At 70.4% G+C, this 16,214-nt stretch carries 15 protein-coding genes; 12 read left to right on the top strand and 3 right to left on the bottom strand.

Annotated elements, in window-relative coordinates:
* Positions 1 to 62: 62 nt before the first annotated feature.
* From ABZU69_RS19595 to ABZU69_RS19580, 4 genes are read left to right on the top strand one after another with little or no spacing between them, the layout of a single operon-like run.
* Entirely contained in the window at positions 63 to 1,283 is a 1,221-nt protein-coding gene (locus tag ABZU69_RS19595) for an extracellular solute-binding protein (RefSeq protein WP_354965757.1), read from the top strand.
* The gene (locus ABZU69_RS19590; protein WP_354965756.1) at positions 1,280 to 2,404 is read left to right on the top strand and encodes an ABC transporter ATP-binding protein; all 1,125 of its coding nucleotides are present in this window, start codon (positions 1,280 to 1,282) and stop codon (positions 2,402 to 2,404) included. Before ABZU69_RS19595 ends, ABZU69_RS19590 begins: the two co-directional genes overlap by 4 nt.
* A complete protein-coding gene (locus ABZU69_RS19585; RefSeq protein WP_354965755.1) occupies positions 2,401 to 3,300 on the top strand; it encodes an ABC transporter permease in 900 nt (299 codons plus the stop codon). The genes ABZU69_RS19590 and ABZU69_RS19585 overlap by 4 nt, the downstream gene beginning before the upstream one ends.
* A complete protein-coding gene (locus tag ABZU69_RS19580; RefSeq protein ID WP_354965754.1) occupies positions 3,300 to 4,187 on the top strand; it encodes an ABC transporter permease in 888 nt (295 codons plus the stop codon). Before ABZU69_RS19585 ends, ABZU69_RS19580 begins: the two co-directional genes overlap by 1 nt.
* Here ABZU69_RS19580 and ABZU69_RS19575 read toward each other — a convergent pair.
* Positions 4,165 to 5,712: a gluconokinase gene (locus tag ABZU69_RS19575; RefSeq protein ID WP_354965753.1), complete on the bottom strand. Its 1,548-nt coding sequence runs from the start codon at positions 5,710 to 5,712 to the stop codon at positions 4,165 to 4,167. The two genes, ABZU69_RS19580 and ABZU69_RS19575, sit on opposite strands and share 23 nt — an antisense overlap.
* Before the next feature lie 65 nt (positions 5,713 to 5,777).
* Between ABZU69_RS19575 and ABZU69_RS19570 the strand changes: the two genes are divergently transcribed.
* From ABZU69_RS19570 to ABZU69_RS19555, 4 genes are all read left to right on the top strand, one after another.
* Positions 5,778 to 6,257, top strand: coding sequence for a hypothetical protein (locus ABZU69_RS19570; protein ID WP_354965752.1), 480 nt, complete (start codon positions 5,778 to 5,780; stop codon positions 6,255 to 6,257).
* Positions 6,258 to 6,954: 697 nt separating this feature from the next.
* The gene (locus ABZU69_RS19565; RefSeq protein WP_354965751.1) at positions 6,955 to 8,178 is read left to right on the top strand and encodes a macrolide family glycosyltransferase; all 1,224 of its coding nucleotides are present in this window, start codon (positions 6,955 to 6,957) and stop codon (positions 8,176 to 8,178) included.
* Between the two features lie 3 nt (positions 8,179 to 8,181).
* Positions 8,182 to 8,673 carry a hypothetical protein gene (locus tag ABZU69_RS19560; protein ID WP_354965750.1) on the top strand — a complete coding sequence of 164 codons (492 nt, stop codon included), beginning with the start codon at positions 8,182 to 8,184 and terminating at the stop codon, positions 8,671 to 8,673.
* Entirely contained in the window at positions 8,670 to 9,614 is a 945-nt protein-coding gene (locus tag ABZU69_RS19555) for a hypothetical protein (RefSeq protein ID WP_354965749.1), read from the top strand. Before ABZU69_RS19560 ends, ABZU69_RS19555 begins: the two co-directional genes overlap by 4 nt.
* Before the next feature lie 213 nt (positions 9,615 to 9,827).
* On the opposite strand, the gene ABZU69_RS19550 is transcribed toward ABZU69_RS19555, so the two are convergent.
* The gene (locus tag ABZU69_RS19550; protein WP_354965748.1) at positions 9,828 to 10,469 is read right to left on the bottom strand and encodes a TetR/AcrR family transcriptional regulator; all 642 of its coding nucleotides are present in this window, start codon (positions 10,467 to 10,469) and stop codon (positions 9,828 to 9,830) included.
* 318 nt (positions 10,470 to 10,787) lie between these two features.
* Here ABZU69_RS19550 and ABZU69_RS19545 point away from each other — a divergent pair, with 318 nt between their 5' ends.
* Together ABZU69_RS19545 and ABZU69_RS19540 are read left to right on the top strand one after the other, a co-directional pair.
* A complete protein-coding gene (locus tag ABZU69_RS19545) occupies positions 10,788 to 11,522 on the top strand; it encodes an SDR family oxidoreductase (protein WP_354965747.1) in 735 nt (244 codons plus the stop codon).
* A 73-nt stretch (positions 11,523 to 11,595) separates the two neighbouring features.
* Entirely contained in the window at positions 11,596 to 12,219 is a 624-nt protein-coding gene (locus ABZU69_RS19540) for an NAD(P)-binding domain-containing protein (protein WP_354965746.1), read from the top strand.
* 114 nt (positions 12,220 to 12,333) lie between these two features.
* On the opposite strand, the gene ABZU69_RS19535 is transcribed toward ABZU69_RS19540, so the two are convergent.
* A complete protein-coding gene (locus ABZU69_RS19535; RefSeq protein ID WP_354965745.1) occupies positions 12,334 to 13,215 on the bottom strand; it encodes a LysR family transcriptional regulator in 882 nt (293 codons plus the stop codon).
* 72 nt (positions 13,216 to 13,287) lie between these two features.
* Here ABZU69_RS19535 and ABZU69_RS19530 point away from each other — a divergent pair, with 72 nt between their 5' ends.
* Together ABZU69_RS19530 and ABZU69_RS19525 are read left to right on the top strand one after the other, a co-directional pair.
* Positions 13,288 to 14,607, top strand: a complete 1,320-nt coding sequence (locus ABZU69_RS19530; RefSeq protein ID WP_354965744.1) for an MFS transporter — start codon at positions 13,288 to 13,290, stop codon at positions 14,605 to 14,607.
* Positions 14,553 to 16,160, top strand: a complete 1,608-nt coding sequence (locus ABZU69_RS19525) for an FAD-binding oxidoreductase (protein ID WP_354965743.1) — start codon at positions 14,553 to 14,555, stop codon at positions 16,158 to 16,160. The genes ABZU69_RS19530 and ABZU69_RS19525 overlap by 55 nt, the downstream gene beginning before the upstream one ends.
* Positions 16,161 to 16,214: the final 54 nt, after the last annotated feature.

Raw genomic sequence — 16,214 nt, 5'->3', positions numbered from 1 at the left:
CCCACCTGGGCAGAGCGTGGACCTACCTGGCCGGCCCGGGTAGTCGATGAAGGGAACGACTCATGGGTATGACGCGGCGCGGCGCTCTCATGGTCACGGCATCGTCGCTCTTCGTGGGCGCGGTCGGGTGTGGGGCGCCGGAAGGTCCCGGCAAAACCTCGGGCGACACCACGGGCGAGGTACCGGAGCGGCCCGCCCGGGCCGTGACGCTCAACGTTCTCGACGTCGCCGGCAACCTGCAGCTGACGCAGGCGATGATCGACGAGTTCGTCTCGAAGAACCCCAACGTGATCTCCCGGGTGACGTATTCGAAGGCGCCGGCGCCCGAACTGGCCGGCAAGATCAAGGCTCAGCAGGGAGCCGACCGGGTGGACATCGGTCTCGTGCTGACCGGCGTCGACGGCCTGGCGGCCGGCATCGAGCAGGGGCTCTGGACGGACGTGCTGCCGAAGTTCCAGGACCGCCTCGGCGGCATGCGGAACTACCTGGAACCGGCCGCCGCGATGCAGCAGCTCGCCGGCAACGCCGGCGTCACGGTCACCTACTATCCGTCCGGCCCGCTGCTCGAATACCTGCCGTCCCGCCTCTCCGCGCCGCCGACGAGCGCGGACGCCCTGCTCGCCTGGGCCAAGGCGAACCCCCGCAAGTTCCAGTACGCCCGGCCGGCCAACTCCGGCCCGGGCCGGACGTTCCTGATGGGCCTGCCCTACATCCTGGGCGACACGAACCCGAAGGATCCCGCGGCGGGGTGGGACAAGACGTGGGCCTTTCTCAAGGAGCTGGGCCAGTACGTCGACTACTACCCGTCCGGCACCACCGAGACGATGAAGAACCTCGCCAACGGCACCGCTCACCTGATCGTCAGCACGACCGGTTGGGACATCAACCCCCGCGTGCTGGGTACGGTGCCGAAGGAGGCCAGGATCGCCACGATCGACGGTTTCCACTGGGTCACCGACGCGCACTACGCCGTCATGCCCAAGGGCGTGTCGACCGACACGCAGGCCGCGGTGCTGGCCCTGCTGGCGTTCATGCTCACCCCTGAGCAGCAGGCGAAGGCGTACGACGAGGGCTACTTCTATCCGGGGCCGGCGGTGAAGGACGTCCAGCTCTCGTCGGCGCCGCAGAAGAGCCAGGACGCGATCCGGGAGTTCGGCCGCCCGGAGTACGACGCGCTGATCGCCGGCAACCCGACCGAGGTCCCGCTCGACGCGAAGAGCCTCGTGGCGGCGTTCAACCGCTGGGACCGCGAGATCGGCGGCGGGAAGGTCAAGCAGGGATGAGCGCCTTCTCCCAGCTGCGGTTGGATGGCGTGTCCCGCCGGTTCGGCGGCCAGGACGCGCTCACCGAGCTGGACCTGACAATCGAGGCGGGCGAGTTCATGGCCCTGCTCGGCCCGTCCGGCTGCGGCAAGTCGACGGCCCTGAACTGCCTGGCCGGGCTCCTGCCGTTGACGCAGGGGAGTATCTGGCAGGACGAGCGCCGGATCGACACGCTGCCACCGGAGCGCCGCGGCTTCGGCATGGTGTTCCAGAGCTACGCCCTCTTTCCCCACCTGACGGTCCGCGCGAACATCGCCTTCGGGCTGCGCATGCGGCGGCTACCGAAGGAGGAGATTCGCCGGCGTACGCAGGAGGCGGTGCGGCTGGTGCGGCTCGAGGCCCACGTCGACAAGCTGCCCGGCCAACTCTCGGGTGGCCAGCAGCAGCGCGTCGCCATCGCCCGAGCCGTCGTGTTCGAGCCCTCCCTCGTGCTGATGGACGAGCCGTTGAGCAACCTCGACGCCAAACTGCGCCTGGAGATGCGCACCGAGATTCGCCGGCTGCACCAGTCGCTGGGGCTCAGCACCGTCTACGTCACCCACGACCAGGAGGAGGCGCTCTCCCTGGCCGACCGGCTGGTCGTGCTGCGGGAGGGGCGGGTGCAGCAGATCGGGTCGCCACGCGAGATGCACAACCGGCCGGCGAACTGGCACGTCGCCGACTTCATGGGCTACCGCAACCTGTGGCGGGGACGGGTGGAGCAGCTGGACGGCGCCCGGGCCACGGTCGAGTCTTCCCGTCATCGCCTGCTCGGCGAGGCCATGGGCGACCTCCAGGCCGGTGCGGAGGCGGTGGTCGCGGTACGCCCGGAGGACATCCGCGTCGACGGGCCCGGCGAGGCCCACAACACCATGTCGGCGAGCATCGAGGTGGTCGAGTACCAGGGCCGCGAGTTGGCCGCCGAGGCCCGCACCGAGACGGGACAGCTGCTGCACCTGCGTACCGAGCAGCGGATCGCACCGGGCGACCAGGTCAAGGTCGCCATCGACCCGCAGCGGCTCCTCGTCTATTCCGCAGGCGCGGAGCAGGCCACCGACCCCCGGCCCGACCAGCTCGCGGACACCTCGGAGGCCGCGCGGTGAGCGGCGCCGGGCCGGGCAGGCCGCTGGCGCACTGGCGGCACCGTCTCGCGGAGCGGGGCGTCGATCGGCAACTCTGGTTGCTGGTCCCGGCCCTGATCTTCGTCATCGCCCTGTTCCTCTACCCGTTCTTCTACGGCCTGACGCTCTCGTTCCAGCCGACCAACGGCGGGCCGTTCAGCGACTACGCCCGGTTCTTCTCCGACGCGTACGAGCGGGGCACGATCTGGATCACGCTGCGGATCGCGCTGCCTGCCGCGCTCCTGAACGTCCTCGCCGCCGTGCCGATCGCCTACCGGATGCGCGGTCGGTTCCGGGGCAAGCGGCTGGTCACCACACTGCTGGTCGTGCCGATCACGCTCGGCACGGTGCTCACCGCCCAGGGGCTGCTGAACTTCCTCGGCCCGACCGGTTGGTTCAACCGGATCCTGCTCGCCACGAACCTCGTCGACGAGCCGGTGCGGCTGATCCACAACTACTGGGGCGTGTTCTTCTCGCTGGTGATCACCGGCTTTCCGTTCGCGTTCCTGCTGGTGCTCTCCTATCTCTCGGGCATCGACCCGACCCTGGAACGGGCGGCCGCGACGCTCGGGGCGGACTGGCGTCGCCGGTTCCTGCGGATCACGCTCCCGCTGCTGATGCCGGGCCTGGCCACGACCTTCTGCCTGACGTTCGTGCTGGCGTTCAGCGTGTTCCCGTCGGCCGTCCTGGTCGGCAATCCGGCGGGCGAGACGCGGGTCATCTCCCTCGCCGCGTACCAGGCGGCGTACGAGCAGTACGACTACCCGTACGCCTCGGCGATCGCAATGATCATGGGGTTCGTCGAGCTGGTCATCATCGCGGTGGTCCTGGCGGCGCGCAACCGTCTCTACACCGGCTCCACCGGAGGCAAGGGCTGATGGCAACGATCACCCAGGCGCCACCAGCGCGGCCCCCCGCCACCACCGACCGGCGGCGGCGCATCGCCGCGCGACCGGCCGCCTGGATCGTGTGGGGCGTCGTCATCTTCTTCTTCCTCAACCTGCTGGGCGTCGTGGCGTCCGTGCTGGTCAGCTCGTTCGGCCAGCGCTGGTTCGACACCTGGCTCCCCGACGGCTACACCACCAGCTGGTACGGCCGGGCCTGGGACGAGTTCGCGCTCATGCAGGTCATCGTCGTGACGCTCGAGGTCTCCGTGCTCGTCGTTGGCCTCTCGCTGCTGATCGGCGTGCCGGCGGCCTACGTCCTCGCGCGGCGGTCGTTCCCCGGCAAGCGGCTGATCTTCCTCGTGTTCCTGCTGCCCATCCTGATGCCCCCGATCACGTACGGCATCCCGCTGGCGACCGTCCTCTACAAGTTCGGGCTGGCCGGGAACATGTCCGGGGTCGTGCTCGCCAACCTCGTACCGTCGGTTCCCTTCGTCATCCTGACCATGACCCCGTTCATCGAGCAGATCGACCCGCGGATCGAGAGCGCCGCGCGCATGTGCGGCGCGGGCCTGCGGACGGTCTTCCTCCGGGTCCTCACGCCGTTGCTGGTGCCGGGCATCCTCGCCTCCGCGATCCTCGTGCTCGTCCGGACCGTGGGCATGTTCGAGCTCACCTTCCTGACCGCGGGGCCCGACTCGCAGACCATCGTCGTGGCGCTCTACTACTCGATGTCCGCGTCCGGGATCAGGGCGCAGCAGTCAGTCGACGCGATGGCGGTGATCTACACCTCGATGATGCTCGTGCTCCTCGTCGTCGCGCTGCGGTACGTCAACCCGACCCAGCTCGTGGCCCAGGTCAAGGAGGAGCCGGAGCACTGAAGCCCACGGGTGGGGACGGTCCGGCCGCCACCTCGTCGAGGATCTCACCCACCCGGCCCGCGGCGCTGATGAGCGCGGGCAGCTTCGCGCGCAGGCCGCGATAGGTCGCGGCGAGGGCGGGGTCGACCGCGATCGGCTCGCTGCGGGCACGGCCGGGATCGAGCTGGGTGACAGCCCCCTTGAGATCGGGAGCGAGGCCGATCGCGAAGAGTCCGAGCGCGGCCGCGCCGAGGGCGGCGTCATCGCCGTCACCCGCCGCCTGGACCGGACGATCCAGAACGGCGGCCATCACCTCGCGCCACAGTGGAGAGCGGAAGGCGTCACCGGTCAGCCGGACGCTGCTGATCGGCGTCAGCTCGGCCACGCGGTCGAGGACGACACCGAGTTGCAGGCACACGCCTTCGACGGCGGCCCGCACCAGGTGGCCGCGGGAGTGCTCGCTCCGCAGCCCCAGGTACGCCCCCGGCGGGTCGGATCCTGCTGCCGGGTCGTCGAGCAGATAGGGGAGCATCACGAGGCCGTCGCTTCCCGGGGGAATCCGCTCGGCGAGATCCAGAAGCGTGGGCGCGGCATGGTCGAGGTCGGGCGCGAGGGCACGTCCCGCCCAACGTACGACGTTGCCGCCGTTGCTGACCGCTCCGCCGACAACCCACGCGTCCTCGGTCAGCGCGTCGCAGAAGAGGGTTTCCGCCTCGTCGACGAGCGGAGCCGAGACGACCGTGCGCAGGGCCCCGGTGGCCCCGAGCGACAGGTTGCCGACGGTGCTGTCGATCGCCGCCGCGCCGAGGTTGTGCAAAGGGCCGTCGCCCGCACCCACGACGACGGGTGTACCGGACGGGAGGCCGACGGCCCGTCCGGCAGGGGCCGAGAGCCGCAACGCCGCGGTCGTGGGCAGGACCGGGGGCAGTTGACTCTCCGACACACCGACGAGGTCGAGCACGGCGCGGCTCCACGCCCGACGGTGGACGTCGAACATCCCGGTTCCGGAGGCCGAGGACAGCTCGGTCACCAGCTTGCCGGTGAGCCGGTAGAGCAGGTAGTCCTTGAGGCCGATCCACCACCGGGTCGCCGTGCAGAGGTACGGCTCATGGCGGGCAAACCACATGAGCTTGCACAGCGGGCTCATCGGGTGCACCGGCGTGCCCGTCAACCAGTGCAGTTCCCGGCCCTGCCCGGAGATCCGCAGGTCGCGGGCCGCCTCCGACGACCGCGAGTCGGCCCGGGTCAGCAGCGGCGTCACCGGCGTCATCGCCGCGCCGAGCCCGATCAGGCCGTACATGGCGGAGCTCATCGCGAGGGCGACGACCTCCGCCCCGGCGGTGTCGGCGACACACGCGGACGTCGCCTCCAGGGTGGCCGCCACGAGTACGTCCGGATCCTGTACCTGCCAGCCGGGCGCCGGCTGCAGGAGCGGGTACTTCCGCCTCGCGACGTGTCGCGCGGTGCCGTCCAGCGCGAACGCGGCCGCCCGCACCGCCGTGGCGCCCACGTCGACCCCGAGAATGACACGACGTCCTGGCCGCATGCGCACATGGTCGAGCGGCGTCCGGTGGGCCGGCAAGCGGTTGCGCGCAGTTGTCGTCGCCCTGGTTGAGCAACAACTTGCTGATGCGTGGGATCGGGCTGCTCGAGAGCGGAACGCCAAACCTGACGCGTTACGTGTTCACCGATTCGCGTGCCCGGACATTCTTCCCCGATTGGGAGCAGGTGGCCGACGAGCGTGCCTTCGACCTGTGGCTGGGGCCTTCTGCGGAAACCTCCGAATGGTTCCGTGCCGAGCTCGCCCCCCTGGCTGGCATGGAGTTCACCCGACGACTCAACCGCCACCTGCCCCCACCGCCCGCCCCGTTTCGGCTCAACCATCCCATCGGGCAGGAGCTTCGGTGGCAGCGGGAGAAGCTCGAGTTGCCGCGAACCGACGCGCAGGAGCTGGTCGTTCTCCTGCCGGCCGATGACGCGACGGCGCGGGCGATGGAGCGACTGCGCCGCCAACCCGACCGCATGCTTCGCGCGGTCGGCCTACCGAACAGGGTCAAGGCCCCGTTGATGGAGATGGGCTGCGTGCGGTAGCTGCCCGCAGAGCCTGGCGAGGTCGCCTTCGAGGGCTTACCGGGACCAAACCAGGTCTCTACGGGGTCTCCTTTTGCGTACGCTCAAGGTGCATGTCGGCCGGGGTCACGGGGTGACCAGGGACGTTGATGCACAACTGTCCCGCCTCGGCACCGCACATGGGGCAGGGGCGGTACGACTCGACAGGCCCCGGATCGAGGCCCCTCGCCAGGGCCGCTCGGACGATGTCGTCGGCCGCGTGGTGTAGCTCAAGGTCCCGATGTCTCACGGCAGCCTGGTGGATTCGCTGGAGCGCGCTTCGCGCCAGCTCCGATGGGTCATTCATCCAACCGACCTTCCCGCTGTGCTCGCCGTCGCACGTACTTCCCGTGTTCAACTGCCGATCACCGGCCTGGTTGGCTCCGCTGGCGCGTGGCGGCGCCGACGATGTGCTCCAGCGCGGCCGCGTGCCGCTGAAACGCGTGCCGCCCGTGCCGAGTGAGCTGGACGGAGGTCGGCCGTGCCCGGTGGCGGGGCCGGCAGCCGGCCCGACTGCGGCCAGGACCCGCGCGACGTGGGGGAGCACGCGCGAACCAGGGCGAGAACTCTGCCCGCGGCACTGGGCCATCTGGCAGCGTCTACCCTGTCACCGAGGAAGGCGGATCATGATCGTTACGTGTTGTCGGGCGCGGGTCTTCCCCCCGTCCAGGGTCGGCCGATGAGCGCGATCGCGTTCCTCAACATCGCCATGCACGGGCACATCAACCCGACGCTGCCGGTCGTGGCTGAGCTTGTGCGCCGTGGCCACTCCGTCACCTACCACACGACGCCCGCCTACGCGGAGGAAATCGCCACCACCGGCGCGCGAGTGGTCGCCTACTCCGGGGATGACATACCGCTGTCCGGCCCGCCGACGCCCGTCACGGTGATGGAGCAGCTCGCGCGCACCGCCGTACGCGTGCTGCCCGCCGTCCTCACCGATCTGCGCGGTGCCCGGCCGGATCTGGTCGTGCACGACTCCCTCTGCCTGTGGGGGCCGGTGGTCGCCCGCGAACTCGACGTACCGGCGGCGTCGTCGTTCACCACGTTCGCGTTCAACCGGCACGTGCCCAGCCCCACCCACGGCTCCTGGGAGCTGCTCGCGGCGGCGGCGGTCAAGCCCCGCCCCACCGCGGGGTACCTGAAGTCGCGCTGGGAGCTGAGCCGCCGGTACGACACGGAAGCGGTGCCCCTGATCGACCTGGCGAACATCCGCCAGCCGCTCAACCTGGTCTACACCTCGCGGGCGTTCCACCCCGAGGCCGACAGTTTCGACCAGTCCTACCGGTTCGTCGGGCCGAGCATCGGTGCCCGCCCAGCCGACTCGTCGTTCCCGCTCGATCAGCTGCGCGATCCGGTGCTCTACGCCTCGCTGGGCACGGTGTTCGGCGCCGACCCGCAGTTGCTGCGCACCTTTGCCAACGCGCTCGCCCCGCTGGGCGGCACCGTGATCGTCTCCACCGGGCCCACCGACCCCGCCACGGTCGGTCAGCTGCCGGCCAACGTGATCGTCCACCGCTCGGTACCGCAGCTGAAAGTCCTGTCCCGTGCAGCGCTGTTCATCACCCACGGCGGGGTGAACAGCGTCAACGAGGCCCTGTACGCCGGCGTCCCGATGCTGGTGGTCCCGCAGGGCGCCGACCAGTCGTTGGTGGCGTCCCGCATCGTCGAGCTCGATGCCGGCCTCGCGATCCGCACCGAGGACGTCACGGTGGAGGTCCTGCGCGCCCTCGCCCGGCGCCTGTTGGACGAGCCCCGATTCCGGGCCGCCGCGAACACCCTGCGGGTCGCCCAGCGCGAGGCAGGCGGCTATACGCGCGCCGCCGACGAACTCGAGCGCTACGTGCAGCGGACCGCCTCGTCCGCTCAGCCGGCCTCTGCCGACCTGCCACCGCAGGGCTGACCGATGTCCCCGGTCGTCGCCGTCATGCTGCTGTTCGCCGGGCTGTCCGAGGCCGTCGGGCGCCTCCTGCCCGTGGTGGCACGCCTGTCCGGCGTGTCGCACACCAGGGTGTTGGTGATGGTGCTGGCCGGCGCCGTGGTCGACGGCGCGGTGTTCGCGCTCTGGCCACTGTCCGCGTGGACCCTCGCCGAGCTGGTGCTGCCCGCCGCGTCGTCCGACGAATCCGCGCTGGCCTGGACACCGTGCCTGGCCGCCCCGCTGCTGCTTGCCGCGGTCCTCGCGTTTCCGCTGCTCGGGCCGCTGCTGCACCTGGTCCTCATGGTGGGAGTGGGGGCCGGCCTCGCCACTGCCCTGGCCACGGTGGCCGGGCTCGGCTGGTGGGATGCCGCCGGCTGCGTGGCCGTCGCGGGAGTCGGGCTCGGCGTCGCCGTCGAGGGCATCCGCCGCCTGGTCGTGCGGCTCAACACGACACGAGCACCGGAGCGGTTTCCGTGATCGAACTTGCGCTCCTGCTGCTGCTCGGCGGGATCGGACCGGTCCTGCTCGCCGAAGCTCTGCTCGCCCGCTACGAGGTGGTGGTCTACGCCGCAGGCTGGCGGAGCCCCACCGCGGCGCGACCTAAGGGCATGCCCCCCGCCCGAGGCGCGGACCCGGACCGCCCCCCGGACGCGTACCTGGTCTATCTGGACGGTATCGGGAAACGCCGCTTCCACGACACCCGCGACGGCGGCCGACTGGTCAAGGCCCTGATCGCCGGAGCGCCGGAGCTCAGGGTGCTGGGCCAGGTGCAGCCGTACTCCCCGCTGGCTCTGCCGCTCGCCGACCGGCCGGTGTGGGTCTGGCTGCGCCGCCGCATCGGTCTGGTGCTGTTTCTGCACAACGTGATGCAGACCTTCGTCGCCGCCGACCGCCGGTACCGTCCCCTGTACAACCGCGCCGTCGGCTCGCAGATCGCCACTCAGCTCCGAGACGCCGGCTATCGGCGCGACAGCGGCATTCCCGTGGTGATGCTCAGTTACAGCGGTGGCGCCCAGGTCGCCACCGGCGCGGTGGACGAACTGTGGTCCCAGCTGCGTCCTCCGCTCTGGTTGATCACTCTCGGCGGGTTCCACAACGGCGCCAACGACATCAGCCACGCCCAGCACCTCGACCAGCTCACGAGTGCCGGCGACCGGATCGAGCGGGTCGGCACCTGGATGTTCCCGCAGCGGTGGCGGCTGTTCCGCCGGAGCGGATGGAACCGGGCCGACCGCGCAGGGAAGATCACCGTGCACAGCCTCGACCCGGCCACCCACGTGGGTCCGCGCAGCTACATCAGCCCGGAGGCCCGGCTACCCGATGGCCGCAGTCACCTCGACCGGACCGCGGACACCGTGATCGCGCTGATCCGGGATCGCCTCAGCGCGACCGCGCGGAACGACGGCCCGCTGCCCTGAGCGAACCGCCACCACCGGCGCGCGAGTGGTCCCCTACTCCGGGGATGACGTACCGCTGTCCGGCCCGCCGACGCCCGTCACTCAGTCGACGATACGTACGGATGGCCGCGGCCAGATCTCGCGACCCGCTCTCCAGCCCGAGTCCCGGCAGCTACCGCTCCGGCCGCGCCGAACTCGACGTCGTCTTCCGGCCGACGGGGCGTGATCGGGCCGTCATTGGCCGCCCACCGGAACGGGAGCAGACCCGGTAGTTCCGCGGTCATCGCTGGGCTGCCGAGGAGATGACGCGGGGATGGCGTTGTCGATGAGGACGGCGGCGATGGCGGCGGCGGTGGGGAAGGATTCGCTGTTGAGGACTCGGGTGCGGGCCGAGGCGCCGTCGATGAGCAGCGCCAGTTGTTCGCCGAGTTGTTCGGGGTTGGTGGCGCCGGCTTCGCGGGCGGTTTCGGTGAGCCGCGCGGCGATGGCGGTCTTGTAGTCGCGTGCGTACTGGGATGCGGGGTGTTGGGGGTCGTGGAGTTCGACGGCCGCCCCGATGTAGGGGCACAGGGGCGTGGACGCGGGTATCTCGAAGGCGGCGAGGAGTCGTTCGCGGGGTGTGAGGTCGGTGCGCTCGAACACTCCGGGCATGACGTCGGGATCGAATCGGCGCAGGTATTCGGCGACGAGTTCGTCCTTGCTGGTGAAGTGCTGGTAGGCCGTGCGCTTGGACACCTGGGCCACGGCGCAGAGTTGGTCCATGCCGGTGCGGTTGATGCCCTGATCGCGGAACAGCTGCTGTGACGCGCTGAGGATGCGCTCGCGTGCGCCCCTGCCACGGCGCCGGCCCAGGGGGCCCTTCTCCAACTCCGTCATGCCTTCAGTATAGACCGTTCGGTACAGACCGGTCTACATAGCTTGCGTACGGGTTGATCATCGGTTACGTTAAGCATACAGTACGGTGTACATACGCCTGGACCGTGCGCCGATCGCGATGACGGCGATTTCGCAAGGCGAGAGCGGTCCCGATGATCGTCGGTGCGCCATGGCGCACCGGGCGTCCCACGGGTGGGGTCGGTACCGACCGGTGTATGTAGCTTGCGCCCCGACCAGTCATCGGGTACGTTACGTACACAGCCCGGTGTATATAAGAACCGAACTGTTTCGGATACCCATCAATTCAACGGAGTGATCGTGGGAAAGCTCGATGGCAAGGTAGCGGTGATCACCGGCGGATCCACCGGCATGGCACTGGCCGGCGCCAAACTGTTCGTCGAGGAAGGAGCGCACGTCTTCATCCAGGCCCGGCGGCAGGAAGCACTGGACGACGCCGTCAAGCTGATCGGCCGCAACGTCACCGCCGTCCAGGGTGACGCGGCCGAACTGGACGACCTGGACCGCTTGTACGACACCGTCAAGCGGGAAAAGGGCTCGATCGACGTGCTGTGGGCCAGCGCCGGGATGGGCGAACCCGCCGTCCTCGGCGAGATCACCGAGGAACAGTTCCACCGCGCCTTCTGGCTCAACGCGCGCGGCACCCTGTTCACCGTGCAGAAGGCACTGCCGCTGATCAACGACAACGGCTCGATCTTCATGACCGGATCCAACGCCTCCCTCGGCGCCTTCCCCGGCTGGAGCCTCTACGCGGGAAGCAAAGCCGTCCAGCAGGCCTGGGCCCGCGTCTGGCTCAACGAACTGCGCGACCGCAAGATCCGGGTCAACGTCCTGACCCCCGGCCAGGTCGCCACCGCCAAGCAGGAAGAACTGTTCGACGAGGCAACCAAGGCCGCATTCGAGTCCCTCATCCCCCGCGGAAAGATGGGCCGCCCCGAAGAAATCGCCACCGTCGCCCTGTTCCTCGCCTCCGACGACTCCAGCTACGTCAACGGCCTGGAACTGGTCGCCGACGGCGGCACCACCGCCATCTGAACACACACCAGGAATGCCGCGGGCACACCCCACAACGAGACAGAGCGACACCTCGAGAACAGGAAGCACCCTCATGAGCAGCATCACCCTCATCGGTACGGGGAACATGGCCCGTACCATCGGCACGCTCGCGGTGGCGGGCGGCAACACCGTTGAGGTCATGGGACGCGATCAGTCCAAGGCCGATGACCTGGCCAAGGCTCTGGGCGGCGGCGCGACGACGGGCAAGTGGGGCACCGTCCCGGCCGGGGACATCGTCATCACGGCCCTGTTGTACGACGGTGTCGTTCCGGTCGTCGCCGAGTACGGAGACGCCCTCGCGGGCAAGGTCATCGTCGACATCAGCAACCCCTTCAACGCCACGTTCGACGGACTGGCCCACAGCGAGGAGACCTCGATCGCGCAGGAGGTCGCCAAGGTGGCCCCGGCCAGCGCCAGCGTGGTGAAGGCATTCAACACCATCTTCCGTAATGTCCTGGAGAAGGGCCGGCCCAACGTCTTCATCGCTGGCGACAATGCGCAGGCCAAGGCGGGCGTGGCGGCATTCATCGAGAGCCTCGGGCTGCGCCCGCTGGACGTCGGCGGCCTGAAGATGGCGCACTGGCTGGAAGGAGTGGGCGTGGTCACGGTGGGCCTCGCCGGCAACGGGGTTGGCCACTGGGACTTCGCCCTCAGCGTCAACGAATTTACCGGCTGAGCCCCCGGGGCCGAGCAGTCGGCGAACAGGGCGCCGTGTGCCCTGACAATGGTTGATGGATCACCGACTCGCTGATGTCGGATATCAATGTTGGCGAGGCGCGTACCGGCCGGATCATTCGGCTCGTCCCGGCGCTGGGCGCTGCAGCCCGAGGCGACCAGCAAGCCGGTTCACCACCGCCGCGAGGGCGGCCGGAGTGGGGCGGCGGCTCACCATGAAGAGCGTGAGGCGGCCGGGTACGGGCGCGGCGGACACCCGGTCCCCATCCTGGGCGTAGGCGAGCCCGAGCCCGCGGGGCAGGACGGCCGGGCATCCCAGTAGTCGCGCCATTCGTACGGCCGTCTCCGCGGTGGCCGCCGTGCGAGGCCGGGCGCCGAGGCCGGAGAGTCGTTGGTGCAGGGTGTCCGTGGACATGTCGTAGGTGTAGATGGCAACGTCGAGATCGGCGAACGGCCGCCGGCCCTTGCGCAGCGACGCTGCCGGTGGTGTCAGGACGGCCAGTCGGTCGCTCGCAACCGGTACGGCGCTCACGGTGGTGGGTAGACGCATCTGGTTGGCGACGGCGACGAACGCGGCGTCCAGCGACCCTTCGCCGACCCACTCCACGAGCCTGTCGCCATGGTCCGTCACCTGGTTGACGGTCGAGTCGTCCATCAGCACGTCGAGCGCCGGAAAGAGCAACGGCGCGAGGCTGCTGAAGGTGCCGACGTTGAACGTTCGTGCCCGCGCGGCGGCGCGCGTCCGGTCGAAGATGCGTCCCAGATGATCAAGCACGTGGGTCGCCTCGGCGCACAGCGCACGACCGGCCGGCGTCGGCCGCGCCCCGGTCGTGTCCCGGTCGAAGAGCCGTTCACCGACCCGCCGCTCGAGCGCCGCCAGGCGGTTGCTCGCGGCCGGCTGGCTGATGAGCAGCTCCCGCCCGGCGGCTCCGAGGGAGCCGTGCCGCGCCACGGCCTCGACCAACCGGAGATCCTCGACGGAGGGGAATGAGCTCATATCCCCAGGCTATGAGCTCCGATGCCGATCCGCCAACTACCAGCGCTTTCTGCCCCACCCGACGATTACTGCGTGAATGCCAGACGCGAAATCGCCGCCATGCTGACAACCACCTTCGTGAGCTGGATGGGTCAACGTACGACAGCCGTCGCGCTTCCGCTCGTCGCGCTCGCCGAGACCGGATCCGCCTGGTCCACCGGGTTGGTCGGTGGGGCGGTGGGCCTGCCCATGCTCGCCTCGCCCTGGTGGGCCAGGCGCCTGCGTCAGCGACTGACCACGGGCAGAGCCCTCGCCCGGGTGCTCGCGGTCCAGGTGGTCGGCTTGCTCGTCGTTCCGATCGGCGCGGCTGTCGGAACGGTCAGTGCGGTTCACCTCGCCGTCGCCGGGCTGGTCACCGGATGTGCCACCGCTCTGAGTGGCCCGGGGCAACGGGCGGTGCTCTCGGACATCGGCGACAGCCTCGGGTCCACCGTCGCGGCGAAGCTGCTGGCCTGGCAGGATCTCCTGCACCGCAGCACGATGATCCTGGCGCCACCGCTGGCCGGGTGGGCCGTGGCCGTCGGCGGACCGCTGCCCCTGCTCTGGGCAGAGGCCACCGGCGTCGGTGCGGGAGCGGTCCTCCTGCTCACCGTTCGCGCCACCGCGGCGGTCGCCCCGCCAGCCCGTTCGGCCGGTGCTCCGGCCCTGCGGCACGTGCTGGCGCAGCACAGGGACATCCGTCGTGCCGTGACGATGTCGGGAGTCGGCGGGCTCGTATGGTTCGCGTTCACCCTCGGTCTCGCGATCCTCGGCGCCGAGACCGGGCGGCCCGGGGTACTCATAGCGGCAGGCATGACCGGATACGGCCTGGGCTCGCTCACCGGTGCGCTGCTGGCGCCGATGCTCGTTCCGCGAATGCCGGCGCTCGCGACGATGGCGATCGGATGGGCCGTCCTCGGCGTGACGTTCATGGCCCTGCCCGCCGTGGCATCGTCCGTCGTCCTGCTGGCGTGCGTGGCCGCCGTTGGTGGCTTCTGCATGCCGCTCGGCATCGGCGCCCTCAACCGGATCATCAGCACGCGCACCGATGGCGCCGACCGGCGAGCGGCCTTCGCAGCGGAGAGTCTCGTACACGACGGCGCGGTGTCCATCGGTCTGCTCGCCGGGGGCGCGATCATCGGCGTCGTCGGCGCGGGCCCGACTCTCGTCGCCGCCGGAGTCGCCCAGGTCGCCGTCGCGCTCTTCGCCGGCCCGTGGCCGAAAATCTCGCGGCTCGAACGACGGCATCGACGTGGTGCCGGCCGTCGAGTACGTTACCGGCGAGTCCGTCTGGCGATGGTGGACGACGGGGAGGCCGCGTGGCCGGGAAACACCGTTCGTGGTGGGGCTGGGGGCACGTCGAGGACGCGGTGACCGGCGCGGAGGCCACGGCGTTGGCGGATCGGGTGCGTACCCTGCTGCCCGACGCCGACCTGACCGCGCACGTCGCCCCGCCGGTGGCCGATCTCGCCCTGCGCGCGCCGCGGGTCGATCCGCCGGCGTCACTGGCCCGACTGTGCTCGACGGACCTCGCCGACCGGGCCGCGCACACCCACGGCAAGGCGTTCCGGGACGTCGTCCGTAACCTGCGCGGGGACGTCCACGACCCGCCGGATCTGGTGGTCCGGCCGATGACCGAGCAGGACGTCGTCGATGTGCTCGACTGGTGCGCCGGCCGGGGCATCGCGGTGATCCCGTACGGCGGCGGCTCGTCGGTGGTTGGCGGTGTGGAGCCGAGGATCGACGACGCGTATCCCGCGGCGGTCAGTCTCGACCTCGGGCGCCTCGACCGGGTGCTGGAGGTGGACCCGACCAGCCGGGCGGCGCGCATCCAGGCCGGTGTGTTCGGCCCGGCGTTGGAGGATCAGCTTCGGCGGTACGACCTCACCCTGCGGCACTTCCCGCAGTCGTTCGAGTTCTCCACCCTGGGTGGCTGGTTGGCCACCCGCGCCGGCGGTCACTACGCCACCGTCCTCACCCACATCGACGACCTGGTGGAGTCGATGCGGGTGGTCACCCCGGCGGGCATCAGCCAGTCGCGCCGGCTGCCCGGCTCTGGCGCCGGGCCGTCCCCGGATCGGCTGTTCCTCGGCTCGGAGGGCGTGCTCGGCGTCATCACCGAGGCGTGGATGCGGCTGCAGGACCGGCCCCGCTGGCGGGCGGGCGCCTCGGTGCACTTCACCGACTACGACCGGGCGGTCGCCGCCACCCGGGCCATCGCCCAGTCCGGCCTGTACCCGAGCAACTGCCGGCTGCTCGACCCGGTGGAGGCTCTCCTCAACGCCGGTGTCGCCAGCGGCGGTGTGCTCGTCCTGGGCTTCGAGTCCGCCGACCACCCGGTCACACCGTGGTTGGACCGCGCCGTCGAGCTCTGCCGCGACCACGGGGGAGCCCTGCCGGAGCCGTCCCGCGGCGACGACCCGTCCGGCCCACGGCAGCGGACCGCCGCCGACGCCTGGCGCTCGGCGTTCCTGCGGATGCCGTACCAGCGCGACGCGCTCGCCGCCCGGTCGATGATCGTGGAGACGTTCGAGACCGCCTGCACCTGGGACCGATTCCCCGCCCTGCGCGCCGCCGTGCTCGACGCGGCCGGGGAAGCGCTCCGGGCCGTCGCCGCGACCGGTGTGGTCACCTGCCGCTTCACGCATGTCTACCCGGACGGTCCCGCCCCCTACTTCGGCGTGTACGCCACCGGCCGCTGGGGCGCCACCCTCGCCCAGTGGGACCAGATCAAGCATGCCGTCTCCGACGCGTTGCTCGCCGCCGGCGGCACCATCACCCACCACCACGCCGTGGGCCGCGACCACCGACCGTGGTACGACCGGCAGCGTCCGGACCCGGTCGCGCTGGCGCTGCGCGCCACCAAGAGCGCGCTCGACCCGTCCTGGATCCTCAACCCCGGCGTCCTCGTCGATCCCGCCAGCTGACCCACGGCTCTGCCGTCGCTGAATGAACAACTCTTCGGCCTGCTGGTACGGCAT

It is taken from the genome of Micromonospora sp. NPDC005206 (assembly GCF_040608175.1).
GTDB lineage: Bacteria > Actinomycetota > Actinomycetes > Mycobacteriales > Micromonosporaceae > Micromonospora.
This window is presented reverse-complemented; position numbering and strand designations above follow the sequence as displayed.